Annotated in this window: 18 protein-coding genes; 14 read left to right on the top strand and 4 right to left on the bottom strand. The window is 64.1% G+C overall.

Annotated features, from left to right (window positions below; translation table 11 throughout):
• Positions 1–138 precede the first annotated feature (138 nt).
• Entirely contained in the window at positions 139–1,356 is a 1,218-nt protein-coding gene (locus tag AC1D0O_RS24550; RefSeq protein WP_477656097.1) for a patatin-like phospholipase family protein, read from the bottom strand.
• 466 nt (positions 1,357–1,822) lie between these two features.
• On the opposite strand from AC1D0O_RS24550, the gene hpf reads away from it, so the two are divergent.
• The 3 genes from hpf (at position 1,823) to hprK (ending at position 3,795) form a co-directional block, all read left to right on the top strand.
• Positions 1,823–2,152 (top strand): ribosome hibernation-promoting factor, HPF/YfiA family, encoded by a 330-nt coding sequence (gene hpf, locus AC1D0O_RS24545; RefSeq protein ID WP_411879632.1) that lies wholly within the window; start codon positions 1,823–1,825, stop codon positions 2,150–2,152.
• 183 nt (positions 2,153–2,335) lie between these two features.
• Positions 2,336–2,809 (top strand): PTS sugar transporter subunit IIA, encoded by a 474-nt coding sequence (locus AC1D0O_RS24540; RefSeq protein WP_477656096.1) that lies wholly within the window; start codon positions 2,336–2,338, stop codon positions 2,807–2,809.
• A gap of 35 nt (positions 2,810–2,844) precedes the next feature.
• Positions 2,845–3,795, top strand: coding sequence for an HPr(Ser) kinase/phosphatase (gene hprK / locus AC1D0O_RS24535; RefSeq protein ID WP_436155918.1), 951 nt, complete (start codon positions 2,845–2,847; stop codon positions 3,793–3,795).
• Positions 3,796–4,020: 225 nt separating this feature from the next.
• On the opposite strand, the gene fur is transcribed toward hprK, so the two are convergent.
• Positions 4,021–4,473 (bottom strand): ferric iron uptake transcriptional regulator, encoded by a 453-nt coding sequence (fur, locus tag AC1D0O_RS24530; protein ID WP_477656095.1) that lies wholly within the window; start codon positions 4,471–4,473, stop codon positions 4,021–4,023.
• 126 nt (positions 4,474–4,599) lie between these two features.
• On the opposite strand from fur, the gene AC1D0O_RS24525 reads away from it, so the two are divergent.
• The 6 genes from AC1D0O_RS24525 to AC1D0O_RS24500 all read left to right on the top strand — a co-directional run bounded on the left by AC1D0O_RS24525 (position 4,600) and on the right by AC1D0O_RS24500 (position 10,402).
• On the top strand, positions 4,600–5,160 hold the full coding sequence (locus AC1D0O_RS24525; protein WP_477656094.1) for an outer membrane protein assembly factor BamE: 561 nt from the start codon (positions 4,600–4,602) through the stop codon (positions 5,158–5,160).
• Complete coding sequence (gene dapB / locus AC1D0O_RS24520; protein WP_477656093.1) at positions 5,157–5,990, top strand: 4-hydroxy-tetrahydrodipicolinate reductase; 834 nt, start codon at positions 5,157–5,159, stop codon at positions 5,988–5,990. Before AC1D0O_RS24525 ends, dapB begins: the two co-directional genes overlap by 4 nt.
• 39 nt (positions 5,991–6,029) lie before the next feature.
• Complete coding sequence (locus tag AC1D0O_RS24515; protein WP_477656092.1) at positions 6,030–6,671, top strand: MotA/TolQ/ExbB proton channel family protein; 642 nt, start codon at positions 6,030–6,032, stop codon at positions 6,669–6,671.
• Between the two features lie 2 nt (positions 6,672–6,673).
• The gene (locus tag AC1D0O_RS24510) at positions 6,674–7,108 is read left to right on the top strand and encodes an ExbD/TolR family protein (protein ID WP_477656091.1); all 435 of its coding nucleotides are present in this window, start codon (positions 6,674–6,676) and stop codon (positions 7,106–7,108) included.
• A gap of 134 nt (positions 7,109–7,242) precedes the next feature.
• Complete coding sequence (gene leuS, locus AC1D0O_RS24505; RefSeq protein WP_477656090.1) at positions 7,243–9,867, top strand: leucine--tRNA ligase; 2,625 nt, start codon at positions 7,243–7,245, stop codon at positions 9,865–9,867.
• A gap of 28 nt (positions 9,868–9,895) precedes the next feature.
• Entirely contained in the window at positions 9,896–10,402 is a 507-nt protein-coding gene (locus AC1D0O_RS24500; RefSeq protein WP_477656089.1) for an LPS-assembly lipoprotein LptE, read from the top strand.
• A gap of 16 nt (positions 10,403–10,418) precedes the next feature.
• Here the strand turns inward: AC1D0O_RS24500 and rocF are convergent, their stop codons facing one another.
• Together rocF and AC1D0O_RS24490 are read right to left on the bottom strand one after the other, a co-directional pair.
• Complete coding sequence (gene rocF / locus AC1D0O_RS24495; RefSeq protein ID WP_477656088.1) at positions 10,419–11,333, bottom strand: arginase; 915 nt, start codon at positions 11,331–11,333, stop codon at positions 10,419–10,421.
• Positions 11,333–12,421: an ornithine cyclodeaminase gene (locus AC1D0O_RS24490; protein ID WP_477656087.1), complete on the bottom strand. Its 1,089-nt coding sequence runs from the start codon at positions 12,419–12,421 to the stop codon at positions 11,333–11,335. Before AC1D0O_RS24490 ends, rocF begins: the two co-directional genes overlap by 1 nt.
• Positions 12,422–12,559: 138 nt before the next feature.
• Between AC1D0O_RS24490 and AC1D0O_RS24485 the strand changes: the two genes are divergently transcribed.
• The 5 genes from AC1D0O_RS24485 to AC1D0O_RS24465 all read left to right on the top strand — a co-directional run bounded on the left by AC1D0O_RS24485 (position 12,560) and on the right by AC1D0O_RS24465 (position 19,097).
• Positions 12,560–12,982 (top strand): Lrp/AsnC family transcriptional regulator, encoded by a 423-nt coding sequence (locus tag AC1D0O_RS24485; RefSeq protein ID WP_436155908.1) that lies wholly within the window; start codon positions 12,560–12,562, stop codon positions 12,980–12,982.
• A 35-nt stretch (positions 12,983–13,017) separates the two neighbouring features.
• On the top strand, positions 13,018–14,112 hold the full coding sequence (gene holA, locus AC1D0O_RS24480; RefSeq protein ID WP_477656086.1) for a DNA polymerase III subunit delta: 1,095 nt from the start codon (positions 13,018–13,020) through the stop codon (positions 14,110–14,112).
• 44 nt (positions 14,113–14,156) lie between these two features.
• Positions 14,157–15,479, top strand: coding sequence for a glutamate-5-semialdehyde dehydrogenase (locus AC1D0O_RS24475; RefSeq protein ID WP_477656085.1), 1,323 nt, complete (start codon positions 14,157–14,159; stop codon positions 15,477–15,479).
• Positions 15,480–15,631: 152 nt separating this feature from the next.
• Positions 15,632–16,927 carry a glutamate--cysteine ligase gene (gshA, locus tag AC1D0O_RS24470; protein ID WP_436155906.1) on the top strand — a complete coding sequence of 432 codons (1,296 nt, stop codon included), beginning with the start codon at positions 15,632–15,634 and terminating at the stop codon, positions 16,925–16,927.
• Positions 16,928–17,228: 301 nt separating this feature from the next.
• The gene (locus AC1D0O_RS24465; RefSeq protein WP_477656084.1) at positions 17,229–19,097 is read left to right on the top strand and encodes a potassium transporter Kup; all 1,869 of its coding nucleotides are present in this window, start codon (positions 17,229–17,231) and stop codon (positions 19,095–19,097) included.
• The last annotated feature ends 392 nt before the right edge of the window (positions 19,098–19,489 follow it).

Genomic DNA, 19,489 nt, shown 5'->3' with positions numbered 1-19,489 from the left:
TTTGAACGTGAGCTTTTGCAAGCCTGCGTCAGTCTGCGGCGTTGAAAGCTAGCGACTAGGGCTGCTTTCCAAGGATTTCTCCGTAATTGAATCAGCGGCGATTATGGCATTTCAAGCCCGGCTTATCCACCGCTCAAACTACATAAAAAAGGCCAGCAACTCGTCCTTGCGCGCATAGGCGTCGTGCTCGCCCAGCGCCATCAGCGCCTTCACAAAACCCGGCTCGAACAGCAGGTAACTGGCCAGCGCGGCACCGCCGGGACTGCCCTTGGCGCCCAGCGCACCAAGGCCCGCGAGGGCGTTGTAGGTACCCGTGGGCAACTCGGCCGCATGGGCCTGCGCCAGTGCGTCCAGCGACTGCGAAGGCGCGATCGCGAGGATGTCCACCGGGCGGTAGGGCATGACGGCCGCGATTTCCCGCGGCATCTGGCGCACGGTCTTGCTCACGCGCTGGGCCTGCTCCACGTCGGCCTGCAGCGTGTCCTGGAAAACGCTGGCCATGGCATGGCCGGCGATGGCGCCCAGCGTGGGCCGGCCGGTGACGCTGGCGCCGTTGCCGCCGCCGACAAAACCGGCCCGCTCGGGCTGGCCGACGCCTATCACCAGCACCTTGCCGGCGCCCAGGTGCAGCGCGGGTGACAGCGGTGAGCTCTGGCGCATGGAACCGTCGCCGAAAAATTCGGGATGGCCGTCCACCCACAGCGGCGTGGATGGAAACAGGAAGGGGATGGCGCTGGACGCCATCAGGTGCTCGATGGTGATGGGCTGGAATTCGGCACGGCGGCCGGGCCGGCTCCACAGGTCGGACTGGCGGCCCGCCGCCATCTGGCAAAACGTCCAGTGCACGCCGCTGCTGTAGCTGGAGGCCGTGACAGCCAAGGCGCGCAAGGTCCTGTCCTGCAGGGCCTGCTCGATGCGGCCCAGCGAAATCACGCGATGCAGCGTGTCCACCAGTGGTGTGTTATCCAGCAGGGCCTGCTGCGCCCGCATTTGCTGCGACAAAAACAGCGCCGCCGCAATGCGGCTCGAGCGTATCCACGCCGGCACCTTGAGCTTGTAAACCTGCGAGGAACGCAGCGTGGTCCAGAAGCTCGCGAGTTGGGAAAAGGCCTGCAGGCCTTCGCCGGCGCGGCTGGCCAGGAAGGCGGCATTGAGCGCGCCGGCCGACGTACCCACCAGGATGCTGAACGGAAAACGTTCGCCGGCCCCACCGCCCTGCAGGCTCAGCATGGTCGACAGCGCGTGCAACACGCCCGCCTGGTAGGCGGTGCGCGCGCCGCCGCCCATCAGCACCAGGGCGTTGCGATCCTCGTCGGGCCGGGTCAATGCGGAGGAAATAATGGTCTCAAGCGACATGGCCGGGCCGGGTCTGCGGCGAATGGGATAGGAACGGGCGATGCATGGTCGTGAAGAGGCCGGTTGTTATGGTTTCCTGCTGCCCGCGGACAGGCCCGCTCCGTCCTTGCCCGGAGCTTGTCCTGGCACGGATAGACACGCGTCAATGGTGTCCGCATGATGCCGTCCGCACGGATTTCCCGCAAGCCCGGCACCCGTTCGCGCGCCGCACCGACCGCGAAAAAATCAGTGAAATCAAGTGCTTGCCGCGCCCACGCGGATGGCTCGCCGACACGGCACTGCGCTGCGGAATGCAGGGTCAAGGGGTTTTTCACAAGGTTTCATTATTTATTGCAAGCCCGGTTGCAATTGGAGGCCTTCGGGCGCATAGTAAATCCAAGAGCGTTGTCCCCGTCTGCCGCCCTTCCCTCACGGGCCGGGTGGTGTTTTCAAACCCCAGCTCCAACCCTGGAAAAGGAGTCTCTTTATGAACTTGACGATCAGCGGTCACCATCTTGAAGTCACCCCCGCGCTGCGCGGCTATGTGACCAGCAAGCTGGATCGGATTACCCGGCATTTCGACCAGGTAGTGGACGTAAAAGTCCTGTTGACAGTGGACAACATGAAAGAAAAGGAAAGACGCCAGCGGGCCGAGTGCAATGTGCACGTCAAGGGCCGCGACCTGTTTGCCGAGAGTTCCCACGCTGATCTTTACGCCGCCGTCGACGAGTTGACCGACAAACTGGACCGCCAGGTCGGACGTTACAAAACCAGAACCCAGGACCATCACCACATTGCCGCCAAGCGCCAGGCCTGAAGGGCCTTCCCGTTTTCTGCCTCAGCCGGTGCGGTCCGGCGGAATCTTCCGCCCCGGCCGCCCTGTACAGAGCTCGCGCAAGTTGTGTGACAGAAGCCGCTTGAAGCCTCAAGCGGCTTTTTTATGCCTCTTTTTCCAGCAAACCCGCTGCAAAGTGCATAATTCGGCGACTAAAAGATTGTTATGAACCGTCTTTCGCAAATATTGCCCCCCTCCCAAGTGCTGGTCAGCGTCGAAGCGACCAGCAAAAAACGCGCTTTTGAAGAAGCCGGGCTGCTGTTCGAAAACCAGCACGGCCTGAACCGCGCGTTGATCACCGACAGCCTGTTCGCCCGTGAACGCCTGGGTTCGACCGGCCTGGGCCACGGGGTGGCGATCCCGCACGGCCGCATCAAGGGACTCAAGGCGCCTATGGCGGCGGTGTTCCTGCTGCAGTCGCCGATCGGCTTTGACGCGCCGGACGAGCAGGCAGTGGGTTTGCTGATTTTTCTGCTGGTTCCCGAAGCCGCCACGCAAAAACACCTCGAAATCCTCTCGGAAATCGCCGAGTTGCTCAGCGACAGCACCCTGCGCGAGCAGCTCAAGACCAGCACCGATGCCGCTGGACTGCACCACCTGATCGCTTCCTGGCACTCCGTCCACGAAGTCAGCTCCTAGGCCGCGCAGGCCTCCTTCCCGAATCGCAGGCAGGCATGAAGCCCACCGTCGTCAGCGCTGACGTTTTATTTGAAGACCACCGCGCTTCCCTGAAATGGGAATGGGTCGCCGGCCTGGGGGCCTCCGAGCGGCGCTTCGACGAAGTGGCCGTGCGGGCCGCGCGTTCCGGCGCCGATCTGGTCGGTTACCTCAACTACATCCATCCCTACCGCGTGCAGATCCTGGGCGAGCGCGAGGTTGCCTACCTGACCAATGCCAGCCCCGAGGATTGCGCCCGCCGCATCTCCCGCATCATCACGCTGGAGCCGCCGGTGCTGGTCGTGGCCGACGGCCAGGTGGCGCCCGACACGCTGCTGTCCATGTGCGAGCGCGCGCAGCTGCCGATGTTCTCCACGCCGGAGTCGGCCGCCTTCGTGATCGACGTGCTGCGGGCCTACCTGTCCAAGCACTTTGCCGACCGCACTTCGATGCACGGCGTGTTCATGGACATCCTGGGCCTGGGCGTGATGATCACCGGCGAGTCGGGCCTGGGCAAAAGCGAACTGGGCCTGGAGCTGATCTCGCGCGGCCACGGCCTGGTGGCCGACGACGCGGTGGACCTGTACCGCATCAACCAGACCACCATCGAGGGGCGTTGCCCCGAGCTGCTGCAAAACCTGCTCGAAGTGCGCGGCATAGGCCTGCTCGACATCAAGGCGATCTTCGGCGAGACGGCGGTGCGCCGCAAGATGCGCCTGAAGATGATCGTGCACCTGGTGCGCCGCGAGACATTGGAGCGCGACTACGAACGCATTCCCTATGAGCCGCTGACACAGGACGTGCTGGGCATTCCGGTGCGCAAGGTCATCATCCAGGTCGAGGCCGGCCGCAACATCGCCGTGCTGGTGGAAGCCGCGGTGCGCAACGCGATTTTGCAGCTGCGCGGGATCAATACCTACCAGGAGTTCGTCGAAAGGCACAGACGCGCCATGGAACAGGATGATTAGCCCCCACGCTTTTCACTTCGTGTAATACGCTGCCCCCCCCCGAGGGGGAGCTGCGCCTGCGGCCCGGCAAAGCCGGTTCCGCGGCCCCTGCTGGAACTGGAACAAGACCCCGGCAACTTCCGGCTCCGGTCCTCAGTGCGACCTCGGACCGCTCGCTACGGTTTCTTCGCGCCTTCAGGCCGCCCTGCTTGTTCCTCGTTCAACAGACCGGGATTCCTCGAACCATCAAGCGTGGTGATGCCTCACCGGCATGCCGTTGCGGTTGGGGCATTTGTCCTTGGTGCAGTTGGCGTAGATCGACAGGGAGTGGTCGGCGATGGTAAAGCCCTTGGACTTGGCGACCGACTGCTGGCGTTTTTCGATCTCGGCATCGTAAAACTCCTCGACCTTGCCGCAATCCAGGCAGACCAGGTGGTCGTGGTGCTGGCCTTCGTTGATCTCGTAGACCGCCTTGCCGGACTCGAAATTGCTGCGATTCAACAGGCCGGCCTGCTCGAACTGGGTCAGCACGCGGTAGACGGTGGCCAGGCCGATGTCCGAACGCTCTTCGAGCAGCACCCGGAACACGTCTTCGGCCGTCATGTGGCGCTGTTTGCCCGCCTGAAAAATCTCCAGGATTTTCAAGCGCGGCAAAGTTGCCTTGAGGCCGGTATTTTTCAGTTCGTCGATGTTGCTCATGGGAAAACTCTCTGGGTGAAACCGGTGTGACGCGGCGGTTGTGACCCTTCAGGGCAGGCGCAGGCCGGGAGCCCCCAGCCGCTACAATGAACAATCATATCGCTACACCCCCTTACTATGTCAGCCATGCCTGCAAATCATCGTTACAGCGCCCGAACCGCTTTCCTGCTCCTGGCTTGCACGGTGCTGGCGTCCTGCGGCGGCATGGGCGGCAGCTCCATGAACCCGGTCAACTGGGTGACCCCCTACAAGATCGACGTCATCCAGGGCAACTTCGTCTCCAAGGAGCAGGTCGAACAGCTGAAAGCCGGCATGACGCGCGACCAGGTCAAGGCCACGATGGGCACGCCGCTGATGGCCAGCCTGTTCCACGCCGACCGCTGGGATTACGTTTTCACCCTGAAGCGCCAGGGCGTGGAGCCCCAGTCCTACAAGTACACGGTGTTCTTCAAGAACGACCAGCTGGAGCGCTTTGAAGGCGACGCCATGCCGAGCGAGACCGAATTCATCTCCAAGCTGGGCAACCGGCGCAAGCTGGGTGACGTGCCTGTGCTGGAAGCCACCGAAGCGCAGCTGAAGGCCGCCGAAAAACCCAAATCCGCCTCGGCCAGCGCCGCGGCGCCCGCCAGCGTGCCCGCCGGCACGCCGGCCACCAGCTACCCTCCCCTCGAAGGCCCGAAACAGTGAGCGGGGCGGCCCTCAACCAGGCCCGCCGTCACAGGGTCGCGGTGGCGGGCGCCAGCGGCCGCATGGGCCAGATGCTGGTCGAAGCCATCGCCGCCAGTACCGATTGCCAGCTGGCCGGCGCGCTTGACCTGGCCTCCAGCCCGGCCGTGGGCACCGACGCCGCTGCGTTCTCGGGCCGCGCCAGCGGCGTGCTCATCAACGCCGACATCCGCCAGGGTTTAAAAGACTCCCGCGTGTTGATCGACTTCACCCGCCCCGAAGGCACGCTGGCCCACCTGGCGGCCTGCCGCGAAATGGGCGTCAAGCTGGTCATAGGCACCACGGGCTTCTCGGAGGCGCAGAAAGCAGAAATCGCCGCCGCCGCCAAAGACATCGCCATCGTCATGGCGCCCAACATGAGCGTGGGGGTCAACGTCACGCTCAAGCTGCTCGAGATGGCGGCACAGGCCCTGTCCACCGGCTACGACATTGAAATCGTCGAGGCGCACCACCGCCACAAGGTCGACGCGCCTTCCGGCACCGCACTCAAGATGGGCGAGGTGATCGCCGGCGCGCTGGGCCGCGACCTCAAAGACTGTGGTGTCTATGCGCGCGAAGGCGTGACGGGCGAACGCGATCCCCTGTCCATCGGCTTTTCCGCCGTGCGCGGCGGCGACGTCGTCGGCGACCACACCGTGATGTTTCTGGGCACCGGCGAACGCATAGAGATCAGCCACAAGTCGTCCAGCCGCAGCAACTATGCCCAGGGCAGCCTGCGCGCCGCCCGCTTCCTGGACGGCCATGCCACCGGCCTTTTCGACATGTTCGACGTGCTGGGCCTCAAAAAATAAACGCGGCGCAGGCCGCGGCAGCTTCAAAGGTGTAACCGGATGGACTTCTTCAGCCTCATGACCCAAGGCGGTATCGTCAGCCAGCTGGTGGCCATCCTGTTGCTGGGCATGTCGGTCGCGAGCTGGGTCGTGATCCTCTGGAAAACCTGGCTGCTTCGCCGTGCCGGTGGCGACGTCGCGCGCAGCACCGCCGCCTTCTGGCAATCGGCCTCGGTCGAACAAGCCCGGGAAAAAGTCGCCGCTTTCGACCGCGAAGCCCTGGTGCTGCCGCTGATCGCCGCGACGGCCCTCCCGGCCGGCGGCACGCTGGCCACGGCGGGCGACAAGTCCCAGCAATTGACCCGTGTGCTGCGCGACGCGCTGCACGCCGTGCTGCACAAGCTGCAGTTCGGCCAGGTCCTGCTGGCCACCGTCGGCTCCACCGCGCCTTTTGTGGGGCTGCTGGGCACGGTCTGGGGGATTTACCACGCGCTGGTCGGCATCGCTTCGGCCGGCCAGATCACCATCGACAAGGTCTCAGGTCCCGTCGGCGAGGCCCTCATCATGACGGCCGCCGGCCTGGCCGTGGCCATCCCGGCCGTGCTGGCTTACAACATCTTCGGCCGCTACATAGGCCGCATCGAAGCCGACCTTGAGGGCTTCGCCCGCGATTTGCGCGAGCTCCTGGCGCACAAGGCCTGACCATGGCTTTCGGACGCCTTGAACGCACGCCTGGGCCCCAGCCCATGAGCGACATCAATGTCACCCCGCTGGTGGACGTGATGCTGGTGCTGGTGGTCATCTTCATCATCACCGCGCCCCTGCTGGCCAGCAGCATACGGCTGGACCTGCCCAAGACCGACGCCGCCAAACCAGCCGATGCCCCGAAATTCGTCACCCTGGTGGTCGACAAAACCGGCCAGGCCTTCCTGAACGACAAGCCCCTGAACATGGACGAACTGGCCGGCCGGCTGGCCGAAACCTCCGCCCAGAACCCCGATACGGAGGTCCAGCTGCGGGCCGACGAGGGTGTGCCTTATGGCAAGGTGGTCCAGGTGATGGGCGTGGCGCAAAAAGCCGGGCTCAACCGCATCGGCTTTGTGGCCGACAACCCTTCCGGCCCGGCGGTGAGCCGCTAAGCGGCGCGGATACCGCCCCTGCCCCTAAAATCGGGGATTCGCGGCAATCGGCCGCGCGCCCGCGCCGCCGGGCTTTCTCCCTGTTTCCTGTTCCGTTTTCTTTCCGTTTTCCGCTTTCCGCTTTCCGGTTCTCCATGCAAGACAAATACAACCACCTCGACGTTGAGCGCGACGCTCAAGCCCATTGGACCGCCGCCGACGCCTACCGCGTGACGGAAGACGCCGGCCGCAAGAAGTACTACGCCTGCTCCATGCTGCCCTACCCCAGCGGCAAGCTGCACATGGGCCATGTGCGCAACTACACCATCAACGACATGCTCACGCGCCACCTGCGCATGAAGGGCTACAACGTCTTGATGCCCATGGGCTGGGACGCCTTCGGCCTGCCGGCCGAAAACGCCGCCATGAAAAACAAAGTGCCGCCGGCGCAGTGGACCTACGACAACATCGCCTACATGAAAAAGCAGATGCAGGCGATGGGGCTGGCCATCGACTGGAGCCGCGAAGTCGCGACCTGCGACCCGTCTTACTACAAGTGGAACCAGTGGCTGTTCCTCAAGATGCTGGAAAAAGGCATCGCCTACCGCAAGACGCAGGTCGTGAACTGGGACCCGGTCGACCAGACCGTGCTGGCCAATGAACAGGTCATAGACGGCAAGGGCTGGCGCACCGGCGCCGTGGTGGAAAAACGCGAGATCCCCGGCTACTACCTCAAGATCACGGCCTATGCCGAAGAGCTGCTCGACAGCGTCAGCCACAAGCTGCCCGGCTGGCCCGAGCGCGTCAAGCTGATGCAGGAGAACTGGATCGGCAAGAGCGAAGGCGTGCGCTTTGCCTTCACGCACGACGTCCAGGATGCCTCCGGCAAGCTGATCGGCGATGGAAAGATGTACGTCTTCACCACGCGCGCCGACACCATCATGGGCGTGACCTTCTGCGCCGTGGCGCCCGAACACCCGCTGGCCCTGCACGCCGCCGCCTCCAGCCCCACGGTCGCGGCCTTCATCGAAGAAAGCAAGGCCGGCGGCACGACCGAAGCCGAACTCGCCACGCAGGAGAAAAAAGGCGTGCCCACCGGCCTTTTCGTCACGCACCCGCTCATCGGCGGCAAGGTCGAAGTCTGGGTCGGCAACTACGTGCTCATGAGTTACGGCGACGGCGCCGTGATGGGCGTACCCGCGCATGACGAGCGCGACTTCGAGTTCGCCAAAAAATACGGCCTGCCCATCAAGCAGGTGGTCGACGTCAAAGGCCAGGCCTACAGCACCGACGCCTGGGCCGACTGGTACGGCGACAAGCAGCAGGGCGTGACCATCAACTCCGGCAAATACGACGGCCTGGGCTGCAAGGCCGCCGTCGACGCCGTCGCTGCCGACCTCGCCGTCAAGGGCCTGGGCGAGAAAAAAACCACCTGGCGCCTGCGCGACTGGGGCGTGAGCCGCCAGCGCTACTGGGGCACGCCGATTCCCATCATCCATTGCGAAGAGCACGGCGCGGTGCCGGTGCCCGAAAAAGACCTGCCCGTGGTGCTGCCGCAGGACTGCGTGCCCGACGGCTCGGGCAACCCGCTGCACAAGCACGCGGGCTTCCATGCCGGCGTGGTCTGCCCCGTCTGCGGCAAGCCCGGCCGCCGCGAGACCGACACCATGGACACCTTTGTCGACTCGTCCTGGTACTTCATGCGCTACTGCGACCCGAAGAACAGCGAGAAGATGGTGGCCGACGGCGCCAATTACTGGATGCCCATGGACCAGTACATAGGCGGCATCGAGCATGCCATCCTGCACCTGCTGTATGCGCGCTTCTGGACCAAGGTCATGCGCGACCTGGGCCTGGTGACGGTCGACGAGCCCTTCACCAAGCTGCTGACGCAAGGCATGGTGCTCAACGAGGCTTTTTCGCGCACCACCACCGGCAAGCAGTATTTCTGGGCGCACGAACTCGACATCGTGCGCGACGAACACGCCAAGGTGATCTCCGCCACCGCCAAGGCCGACGGCCTGCCGGTGCCCTACGAGGGCTGGACCACCATGTCCAAGTCCAAGAACAACGGCGTGGATCCGCAAGACCTGATCGAGAAGTACGGCGCGGACACCGCCCGGCTCTACACCATGTTCACCGCGCCGCCCGACACCACGCTTGAATGGAACGATGCCGCGCTGGAAGGTTCTTACCGCTTCCTGCGCCGCGTCTGGAATTTCGGCGTCAAGCTCGGCGCCGGCAAGCAGCCCGAAGGCGGCGCGCCCGCGTTCGACAAGGACACCAAGGCCTTGCGCCTGGAAATCCACACCGTGCTCAAGCAGATCGACTACGACTACCAGCGCATGCAGTACAACACCGTGGTGTCGGGCAACATGAAGCTGCTCAACGCACTGGAAGACTTCAAGGGCGCGGCATCGGCCGGCTCCGACGCCGCGCTGCGCGAAGGCTTCGGCATCCTGCTGCGCTGCCTGTACCCGGCAACACCTCACCTGGCGCACGCGTTGTGGTCGCAGCTCGGTTATGCCGCGCAGCACGGCGAGTTGCTCGACGCCCCCTGGCCCCAGGTGGATGCCGCCGCGTTGCAGCAGGACGAGATCGAACTGGTGCTGCAGATCAACGGCAAGCTGCGCGGCGCCGTCACGGTGCCGGCCGGCGCCGACAAGGCCGCCATCGAGGCGGCCGCGCTGGCGTCGGAAGCTTTCACCAAACAGGCCGCGGGCGCGCCCGCCAAAAAGGTGATCGTGGTTCCCGGCCGGTTGGTCAACATCGTCATCTGAGACCGTTTCAACGAAGAGAAGGCAAGCCATGCAGCGTCGCGCATTCCTCTCCCTGTCGGCAACCGCCGCCGCCCTGAGCCTCAGCGGCTGCGGCTTCGCGCTGCGCAAGGCGCCCAATTTCGCCTTCAGCACGCTGTACTCCTCCCTGGGCGAAAGCTCACCGCTGGGCGTGGAACTCAGGCGCTCGCTGCAGTCCACCCGCAAGGTGGAAGTGATCTCCGACCCCCGCCGCCTCAACGAAGCGCAGGTGGTTCTCGACGTGCTGGGCGACCAGCGCGAAAAAGTGGTGCTCAGCACCAACGCCTCGGGCCAGGTGCGCGAGTTCCAGCTGCGGCTGCGCTTTCGCTTCAGGCTGCGCACGCTCGCGGGCAAGGAGTTGATTCCCGACACCGAAATCCTGCAGCAGCGCGACATCAGCTTCAACGAATCCGCCGTGCTGGCCAAGGAAGCCGAAGAGGCCCTGCTTTACCGCGACATGCAGGGTGACGTGGTCCAGCAAATCATGCGCCGCCTGGCGGCCGTGACGGAGCTGTAAATCGGGCCCGCGGGCATCAAGCCCGCATCAGCGTGCTCTTGCCGAACAGGCTCTCGATCAGGTCCACCGCGACTTCGGCCGTGCCGTTGCGCACGTCCAGCGCCGGGTTGAGTTCCATCACGTCGAGCGAGCCCAGCAGGCCGGTGTCGGCGATCATCTCCATGCACAGCTGGGCCTCGCGGTAGGTCGGCCCGCCCTTGATGGCGGTGTCTACGCCCGGCGCGATGGACGGGTCCAGGAAATCCACGTCGAAGCTCACGTGCAGGTGGGTGCCGGCATCCATGCCGGCCAGCGCCTTTTCCATGGTGTGGCGCATGCCCATCTCGTCGATGTAGCGCATGTCGAACACCTCCAGCCCCTGCTGGCGCACAAAGCGCTTTTCGCCTTCGTCCACGCTGCGGATGCCGATTTGCCGGATGGCCGAGGGGCTCATGGCCGGCGTTGTGCCGCCTATGCCGGTGAGCTCGGCCGGGCCGTGGCCGCAGAGCACCGCCACCGGCATGCCGTGCACATTGCCGGTGGGCGTGAGGGCGTTGGTGTTGAAGTCGGTGTGCGCGTCCAGCCAGAGCACCCGCAGTTTCTTGCCGGTGGCGCGGCAGTGCCGCGCCACCGCGCTGATGGAACCTATGCCCAGGCAATGGTCACCGCCCAGCAGGATGGGCAGGCGGCCGGCGGCCAGGCTCTGGTACATGGCTTCATGCACGGACCTGTTCCAGTCGACCACTTCATCCAGGTGCCTGTAACCGTCGGCTGGCGGCAGCCAGGGGTTGGTCGGGCCGGCCAGGTTGCCGGTGTCGGCGACCTCCAGGCCGCGCGCCTGCAGCGCTTCGCGAATGCCGGCCACGCGCAGGGCCTCGGGGCCCATGGACGCGCCGCGGCTGCCCGCGCCTATGTCGGTGGGCGCGCCTATCAGGTCAACGGTGATGCTCATCAACGGGCCATTTCGGGGGTTGTGTCCAGACGGGTAGCCTTGACTGTACGGGCTGCGGCCGGGGCCARCAAGCCGAACAGGTCCTTGGGGTTGTCCAGATGCGGCACCAAGTCGATTTGTCGGCGATTCGCAGCGTCGGCCAGCTGCAGCTTGTGCAGGTAGCGCAGGGCCGAGTAGTCCTCCAGCGCGAAGCCGACCGAGTCAAAAATCGTGACCTCAAGAGGCGACGCGCGCCCCACGGCCGTACCCTTGAGCACGTCGGCGAATTCGGCCACCTTGAAGTCCTCCGGCATCTGCTGGATCTCGCCTTCGATGCGCGACTGCGGCTCGAACTCGACCACCACACGCGTGTCGGAACGCAGCAGGATGTCGGCGTGCAGCTCGGTCTTGCCGGGGCAGTCGCCGCCGACGGCGTTCAGGTGCATGCCGGGTTTGATCATCTCGGGCGTCAGGATGACGGCGTTGCGCTTGTCAGCGGTGATGGTGGTCACGATGTCGGCGCCTTTCACGGCTTCTGCCGCGGACCGGCAGATCGTCACGCGCAAATCGCGCAGCGCCATCGCATGCAGGTTACGGGCCAGTTTGTCGCTCGCGGCCGCGTCGATGTCGAACAGCCGCATCTCGCGTATGCCCAGCATGTGGTGAAAGGCGATCGCCTGGAATTCGCTTTGCGCGCCGTTGCCGATGATGGCCATGACGCGGCTGTCCGGCCTGGCCATCCATTTGGCAGCCAGTGCCGAGGTGGCGGCGGTGCGCAGCGCGGTGGTGATGGTGAGCTCGGACAGCAACAAGGGGTAGCCGGTGTCCACGTCGGCCAGCACACCGAAGGCGGTGACCGTCAGCAGGCCCAGTTCGGTGTTCTTGGGATGGCCGTTGACGTACTTGAAGGAATACTGGTGGCCGTCGCTGGTCGGCATCAGTTCGATCACGCCGTCGGGCGAATGGATGGCGTGGCGCGCCGACTTGTCGAAATCGTTCCAGCGCCGGTAGTCATGCTCGATTTCGCCGGCCAGGCCCTCGATGAAGGCGGCGGCGCCGCGCTGGCGCACGATTTTCTGGATGCTCTCAATGCCAATGTAGTCAACCATGATGGGGCTCCCGGTCCTGTGTTGATTTCGATTGTCCGCAGTGCTTGTGCCAAATAAAAGTCAGTAAGTTGATCAGATTTATCCATTGTTTGAACAAATAGCCAGCTTCAATTGGCGTTATGCCAATAAAATGCGCGCATGGACGATACCGACCGCCAACTGCTGTCCCTGCTGCGTGACAACGCCCGGGCCTCCGTCGCCTCGCTGGCCAAGGTCTTGCGGGTCTCGCGCGGTACGGTGCAGAACCGGCTGGCCCGGCTGGAGGCCGACGGCACCATCACCGGCTACACCGTGCGCCTCAAACCCCAGGCCGAAGGCCACCGCATACGCGCCTTCATGACGGTGGCGGTGGAAGGCAACCGCACGGCGGCCGTGCTGGCGGCCTTGCGCGGCGACCCGGCCGTGAGCGCGCTGCATACCACCAACGGCCGCTGGGACATGGTGGCCGAGCTGCAGGCCGACAGCCTGGAAGCCTTTGACAGCGTGCTGAGCCGCATACGCCTGCTTGAAGGCATCGCCAACACCGAAACCAGCCTGCTGCTGTCGACCAGCAAACTCTGAACGCCCGCACAAGCCCAACCGCTAAACTCCCTCCCATGAATCTGGCCCCCGCCCAACTCCAGGAACACCTCAAGCGCGGCTTGAAGAGCCTGTACACCCTGCACGGCGACGAGCCCCTGCTGGTGCAGGAGTTCGCCGACGCGCTGCGCGCCTCGGCTCGCGCCCAGGGCTACACCGAACGCACCGTGCACACCGTGGCCGGCGCGCATTTCGACTGGAGCGAGGTGCTGGCCAGCGGCGGTTCGCTGAGCCTGTTCGCCGACAAGCAGATTGTGGAAATCCGCATCCCCAGCGGCAAGCCCGGCAAGGACGGCTCGGTCGCGTTACAGCAGATCGCCGAGCGCGCGCAAGGCGACGACTCCACCCTCACTTTGGTCATGCTGCCGCGGCTGGACAGCATGACGGCCAAGGGCGCCTGGTTCGGTGCGCTCGAGAGCTTCGGCGTCACCGTCAAGTTCGACCCCATCGACAGGCGCAACCTGCCGCAGTGGATCGCCCAGCGCCTGCAGCAGCAAGGCCAGCGCGTGGCCGCCGGCGAGGAAGGCCAGCGCACGCTGCAGTTTTTCGCCGACCGGGTCGAGGGCAACCTGCTGGCCGCGCACCAGGAAATCCAGAAGCTGGGCCTGCTCTACCCGGCCCAATCCGGCGGCAGCGACGGTATCCTCAGTTTCGACCAAGTGGAAAACGCCGTGCTCAACGTGGCGCGCTATGACGTCTTCAAGCTCTCCGAAGCCGTGCTTGGTGGCCAGTCGGTGCGCGTGGCGCGCATGTTGGACGGCCTGCAGTCCGAAGGCGAATCCGAAGTGCTGGTGCACTGGGCGCTGGCCGAGGACATCCGCAGCATGAAACGCGTGAAAGATGCCATTAGCGCCGGCCGGCCCATGCCCATGGCGCTGCGCGAAAACCGCGTCTGGGGCATCAAGGAAAAATTGTTCGAGCGCGTGCTGCCGCAGATTGGCGACACCACCCTGGCCAACCTGCTGCACGCCGCCCACAAGGTCGACGGCATCGTCAAGGGCCTGAAGCAGCCCGACTGGCCTGCCGACGGCTGGCAGGCCCTGCACCGCCTGGCCGGCATGGTGTGCGAGCAATGCGCTATGCAAGGACCGGGGCGCACCAGGCAGGCATAACCCGTGCGCCGCGGGGCCCCTCCGGCAGGCCTAAAATGGTCCGGATGAACGCGCCCGACCTCCAAAAAGCCCTTTCCTCTTCCAGCGATATCGCCAGCGACGTCCCGCGCTTGATGGAATTGCTGGGAACCCGGGCTAAAGCGGCTTCGGCTGAGCTGGCGCGCGCGCCGGCGGCCGTCAAGAACAAGGCCTTGCTGAACCTGGCCAAGGCGCTGCGAAAAAACACGGCAGCGCTGGAGACGGCCAACCAGCGCGACCTGGAGCGCGCCCAAACCGCCGGCCTGGCCGGCCCCCTGCTGGACCGGCTCAAGCTCACCCCCAAGATCATTGACACCGTGGCCCAGGGCTGCGAGCAGCTGGCCGCCATGGCCGACGTGATCGGCGACATCATCGGCATGAAGGAGCAGCCCAGCGGCATACGCGTCGGCCAGATGCGCGTGCCCATCGGCGTGTTCGGCATGATTTACGAAAGCCGGCCCAATGTGACGATTGAAGCCGCGTCGCTGGCGATCAAAAGCGGCAACGCCTGCATACTGCGCGGCGGCTCGGAAGCGATCGAATCGAACAAGGCGCTGGCGGCGCTGGTGCAGCAGGCCCTGGCCGACGCCGGCCTGCCGCCCGATGCCGTGCTGCTGGTGCCTACCACCGACCGCGAGGCCGTCGGCCACCTGATCGCCATGCCGCAGTATGTGGACGTCATCATCCCGCGCGGCGGCAAGGGCCTGATAGAGCGCATCAGCCGCGACGCCAAGGTGCCGGTCATCAAGCACCTGGACGGCAACTGCCATGTGTACGTCGACGACCCCTGCGACCTGGAGATGGCCGTGAACGTGGCCGACAACGCCAAAACCCAAAAATACAGCCCCTGCAATGCCAGCGAAGGTTTGCTGGTGGCGCGCGGCGTGGCCGCCGCTTTCCTGCCGAAAATCGGCGCGATCTACGCCGCGAAAGGCGTAGAAATGCGCTGCGACCCGGACGCGCTGGCCATCCTGTCCGGCATCAAAGGCGCCAACACCACGGCCGCCAGCGAGCAGGACTGGTACGAGGAATACCTGGCGCCCATCATCAGCATCAAGGTGGTGGACGGCATTGATGAAGCCATCGCCCACATCAACCACTATTCCAGCCACCACACCGACGCCATCCTCACGCGCGACCACATGCATGCCCAGCGCTTCATGCGCGAGGTGGACTCGGCCAGCGTCATGGTGAATGCGAGCACCCGCTTCGCCGATGGCTTCGAGTTCGGGCTGGGCGCCGAAATCGGCATCAGTACCGACAAGTTCCATGCGCGCGGGCCGGTCGGCATTGAAGGGCTGACCTCCCTTAAATATGTGGTGCTGGGGCAGGGCGAAGTGCGCTCCTGAGGGCATGCCGGGCCGCGACCCCGGCCCACGGATTTTTGGATGGCTTGCGTTGGCGTTACCCCTTGTAACCCGGGTATCCCATCCCAATATCCCTAAAATTCGGTCAGCTATAACCGAAGCAAATAACAGATTCCCCTATCGAAAGTGGCCGAATGGTTCCGCACCTCATCACCGCCCTGAACGGCCCCATCAACGAACTCGAACAACGCGTCCTGGACTCCACCCCCGCGATCGAGCGCTGGTTCCGGTTGGAGTGGATGGAGCACACGCCGCCGTTCTACAGCTCGGTCGACATCCGTAACGCGGGCTTCAAGCTGGCCCCGGTGGACACCAACCTCTACCCCGGCGGCTGGAATAACCTCACGCCCGAGATGCTGCCGCTGGCGGTGCAGGCCGCCATGGCCGCGATCGAGAAAATCTGCCCGGAAGCGCGCAACCTGCTGGTCGTGCCCGAGAACCACACGCGCAACAGCTTTTACCTGTCCAACGTGCTGCAGCTCAAGCGCATCTTCCACCAGGCGGGCCTGAACGTGCGGTTCGGCTCGCTGAGCGCCGACATCAAGGAACCCACCACCTTAAACCTGCCGACCGGCGAGACCATCACGATAGAGCCGCTGATCCGCACCGACCGGCGCCTGGGCCTGAAAGACTTCGACCCCTGCACCATCCTGCTGAACAACGACCTGTCGGCCGGCATCCCCGGCATCCTGGAAGACATCAACGAGCAGTACCTGTTGCCGCCACTGCACGCGGGCTGGTCGGTGCGTCGCAAATCGCACCACTTCAAGGCCTATGAAGAGATTTCCAAGCGCTTCGGCAAGCTGCTGGGCATAGACCCCTGGCTGATCAACCCGATGTTCGCGCAATGCGGCGAGGTCAACTTCGCCGAGAACACCGGCATGGAGTGCCTGACCACCAACGTCGACGCGCTGCTGACCAAGATCAAGCGCAAGTACAAGGAATACGGCATCAACGAAAAGCCTTTTGTCGTCGTCAAGGCCGACAACGGCACTTACGGCATGGGCATCATGACGGTACGCGACGTGAAAGACCTCGAAGCGCTGAACCGCAAGACCAAAAACAAGATGAGCACCACCAAGGACGGCCAGGCGCTGTCAGAGGTGATCATCCAGGAAGGCGTGCTGACCAACGAGCGCGTCAACGACGCCGTGGCCGAGCCCGTGGTCTACATGATGGACCGCTACGTCGTCGGCGGCTTCTACCGCGTGCATGCCGAGCGCGGCGTGGACGAGAACCTCAACGCGCCCGGCGCCAGCTTCGTGCCGCTGGCCTTCGCCGACAGCGGCCGCCTGCCGCAACCCGGCGAGAAGCCCGGCTCCAGCAACCCCAACCGCTTCTATATGTATGGCGTGATCGCGCGGCTGGCCATGCTGGCCGCGAGTTACGAACTCGAAGCCACCGACCCGGACGCCGAGGTTTACGACTGAAAAAGCCCCCGCGAGGGGCTTTTTTCATGGCTATACCGGTTTTTGGCCTGCCAGGCCGGGCATGGCGCACTCTTAAATAGATAGCATTAACCGGCACGAGGCGACGCATCGGCTTTAGCCCTCTATCGGGCTGCTCTGTTACAAGTTGTTGCGGTGCAACAAAATAGGGATTAGTTGGATTTAGGCATGCCCGCCCACTTGCAAGCCCGGCACCTGGGCGCAAAATAGCACTCCCAAAGGTAACCATTCCCGCCGCTTTGGACCCGCTCGAACGGGCCAAGCGCAAAGACGGGAAGTTTTTGTGTCCAGTAAAAAATCATCCCTCGCGGCGCTCACCCTGGGCGCCATCGGTGTCGTCTACGGCGACATCGGAACCAGCGTCCTGTATGCCGTCAAGGAAGTTTTCGGTTCCGGGCACGTCCCCTTCACCCCCGACAACGTCTACGGCATCCTGTCCATCTTCTTCTGGACGCTGACCGTCATCGTTTCCATCAAGTACGTGGCACTCGTGCTGCGTGCCGACAACAACGGCGAAGGCGGCCTGATCGCCATGCTGGCGCTGGCGTCCACTGCGGTGAAAGACAAGCCGCAGCTGCGCAAGACCCTGCTGATCGTCGGCATCTTCGGCACCTCGCTGTTTTACGGCGACGGCGTCATCACACCGGCGATTTCAGTGCTGTCGGCCGTCGAGGGCCTGGAAGTCGTCTCGCCGGCCTTCAAACAGGGCGTGATCCCGATCACACTGGTGATCCTTTTTGCCCTCTTCGCTGTGCAAAAGCACGGTACGGCCGGCATTGGCAAATTTTTCGGGCCCATCACACTGGTCTGGTTCGGCGTGCTGGCGCTGCTGGGCATTTCGCAGATCGCGACCAATCCCCATATCCTGGTGGCACTCAGCCCGCATTACGCCCTGATGTTCATGTGGGCCAACCCCGGCACCACCTTCATCATCCTGGGCGCGGTGGTGCTGTGCGTGACCGGCGCCGAGGCGCTCTACGCCGACCTCGGCCATTTCGGCAAGAAGCCGATACGCCTGGCCTGGTTCTCGGTGGTCATGCCCTCGCTGGTGCTCAACTACTTCGGCCAGGGCGCCCTGCTGATCAGCAATCCGGCGGCCGTGAAAAATCCGTTCTTCCTGATGGCGCCCGAGTGGGCGCTGCTGCCGCTGGTGGGCCTGGCCACCATGGCCACGGTGATCGCCTCCCAGGCCCTGATCACCGGCGCCTTCAGCGTGACCAAACAGGCCATCCAGATGGGCTATTTGCCGCGCCTGAACATCCAGCACACCAGCGTGCGCGACACCGGTCAGATCTACATGCCTTTCGTCAACTGGGGCCTGTTCATCACCATCGTGCTCGCGGTGGTGATGTTCCGCTCGTCCAGCAACCTGGCGGCCGCCTACGGCATCGCGGTCTGCACCGACATGCTGATCACCACCATCCTGACCTTCTACGTGATCCGTTACGGCTGGAAGTACCCGCTGAGCCTGTGTATCGCGGCCACCGGTGTTTTCTTTGTCGTCGACTTCGCCTTCTTCGCCTCCAACCTCATGAAGCTGTTCGCCGGCGGCTGGTTCCCGCTGGTGATCGGCGGCGCGGTCTTCACGCTGATGATCACCTGGAAAGAAGGCCGCCACCTGCTCAATGAAAAGCTGCGCGCCGACGCGATCGACCTGCCCAGCTTCCTGGACGCCGTTTTTGTCAGCCCGCCGGCCCGTGTCGAAGGCACGGCCGTTTTCCTGACCGCCGAACCCGGCAGCGTGCCCAACGCGCTGCTGCATAACCTCAAGCACAACAAGGTGCTGCACGAGCAGAACCTGTTCGTGACCGTGCGCAACCACGAGATCCCCTGGATAGGCATGAACAAGCGCCTGGAGATCCACGCGCTGGGGCATGACTGCTGGCAGGTCAATGTGCACTATGGTTTCAAGAACGACCTGGACCTGCCCAAGGCCTTGCAGCAGATCAAGGGCCGGGGCTGCGAGCTGGAGTCCATGACCACCAGCTACTTCCTTTCGCGCGACACCGTGATCCCGACCATCGGCAGCGGCATGGCGCCGTGGCGTGAGAAGCTGTTTGCGCAGATGCACCATAACGCGAGTGGGGCGGCGGATTTTTTGAATTTGCCTAATAACTCTGTTGTGGAGTTGGGTAGCAAAATTGAGATTTGAGAGCGGGTCTTGCGCCGGCTTGCGCGCTTTCCCTCTCTCCGTCTTCTGCTCAGACCTGCTGGCCGGGGGTAGCCCGGCGGCTACTCACTTTTCTTTTGCTTCGCCAAAAGAAAAGTAAGCAAAAGAAAAGGCGACCCGCAGTCTGGGTCCCCTACGCTTCGCTGCGGGGCAACCTGCGGTGCTCGACTACGGCGGGGTCTCGCTAAACTCGCTTCGCTCAGACAAGCGCGATCCCTGATCCGTCTGGCCCTGCGCTCCTCGGCGCATCCACAAGGGGTGGGGAAGGAATACCAAATCCAAATACTGAAAACCACAAGGACTCGCCGTGGCGAGTCCTTGTTTGTCTTGGTTTGTTCTTTGTGTTTTGTCCCCGATCCCGATTGCCCCGTCCC

This window comes from Polaromonas sp. P1_F2, from assembly GCF_056405735.1.
The sequence above is the reverse complement of the archived record's forward strand: the minus strand, read 5'-3'. Positions and strand labels throughout refer to the sequence as shown.

Bases quoted from the DNA above. Each gene is read 5' to 3' on its own strand.
- AC1D0O_RS24550 (WP_477656097.1), bottom strand. From the start codon at position 1,356: ATGTCGCTTGAGACCATTATTTCCTCCGCATTGACCCGGCCCGACGAG.
- hpf (WP_411879632.1), top strand. From the start codon at position 1,823: ATGAACTTGACGATCAGCGGTCACCATCTTGAAGTCACCCCCGCGCTG.
- AC1D0O_RS24540 (WP_477656096.1), top strand. From the start codon at position 2,336: ATGAACCGTCTTTCGCAAATATTGCCCCCCTCCCAAGTGCTGGTCAGC.
- hprK (WP_436155918.1), top strand. From the start codon at position 2,845: ATGAAGCCCACCGTCGTCAGCGCTGACGTTTTATTTGAAGACCACCGC.
- fur (WP_477656095.1), bottom strand. From the start codon at position 4,473: ATGAGCAACATCGACGAACTGAAAAATACCGGCCTCAAGGCAACTTTG.
- AC1D0O_RS24525 (WP_477656094.1), top strand. From the start codon at position 4,600: ATGCCTGCAAATCATCGTTACAGCGCCCGAACCGCTTTCCTGCTCCTG.
- AC1D0O_RS24515 (WP_477656092.1), top strand. From the start codon at position 6,030: ATGGACTTCTTCAGCCTCATGACCCAAGGCGGTATCGTCAGCCAGCTG.
- AC1D0O_RS24510 (WP_477656091.1), top strand. From the start codon at position 6,674: ATGGCTTTCGGACGCCTTGAACGCACGCCTGGGCCCCAGCCCATGAGC.
- leuS (WP_477656090.1), top strand. From the start codon at position 7,243: ATGCAAGACAAATACAACCACCTCGACGTTGAGCGCGACGCTCAAGCC.
- AC1D0O_RS24500 (WP_477656089.1), top strand. From the start codon at position 9,896: ATGCAGCGTCGCGCATTCCTCTCCCTGTCGGCAACCGCCGCCGCCCTG.
- rocF (WP_477656088.1), bottom strand. From the start codon at position 11,333: ATGAGCATCACCGTTGACCTGATAGGCGCGCCCACCGACATAGGCGCG.
- AC1D0O_RS24485 (WP_436155908.1), top strand. From the start codon at position 12,560: ATGGACGATACCGACCGCCAACTGCTGTCCCTGCTGCGTGACAACGCC.
- holA (WP_477656086.1), top strand. From the start codon at position 13,018: ATGAATCTGGCCCCCGCCCAACTCCAGGAACACCTCAAGCGCGGCTTG.
- AC1D0O_RS24475 (WP_477656085.1), top strand. From the start codon at position 14,157: ATGAACGCGCCCGACCTCCAAAAAGCCCTTTCCTCTTCCAGCGATATC.
- gshA (WP_436155906.1), top strand. From the start codon at position 15,632: ATGGTTCCGCACCTCATCACCGCCCTGAACGGCCCCATCAACGAACTC.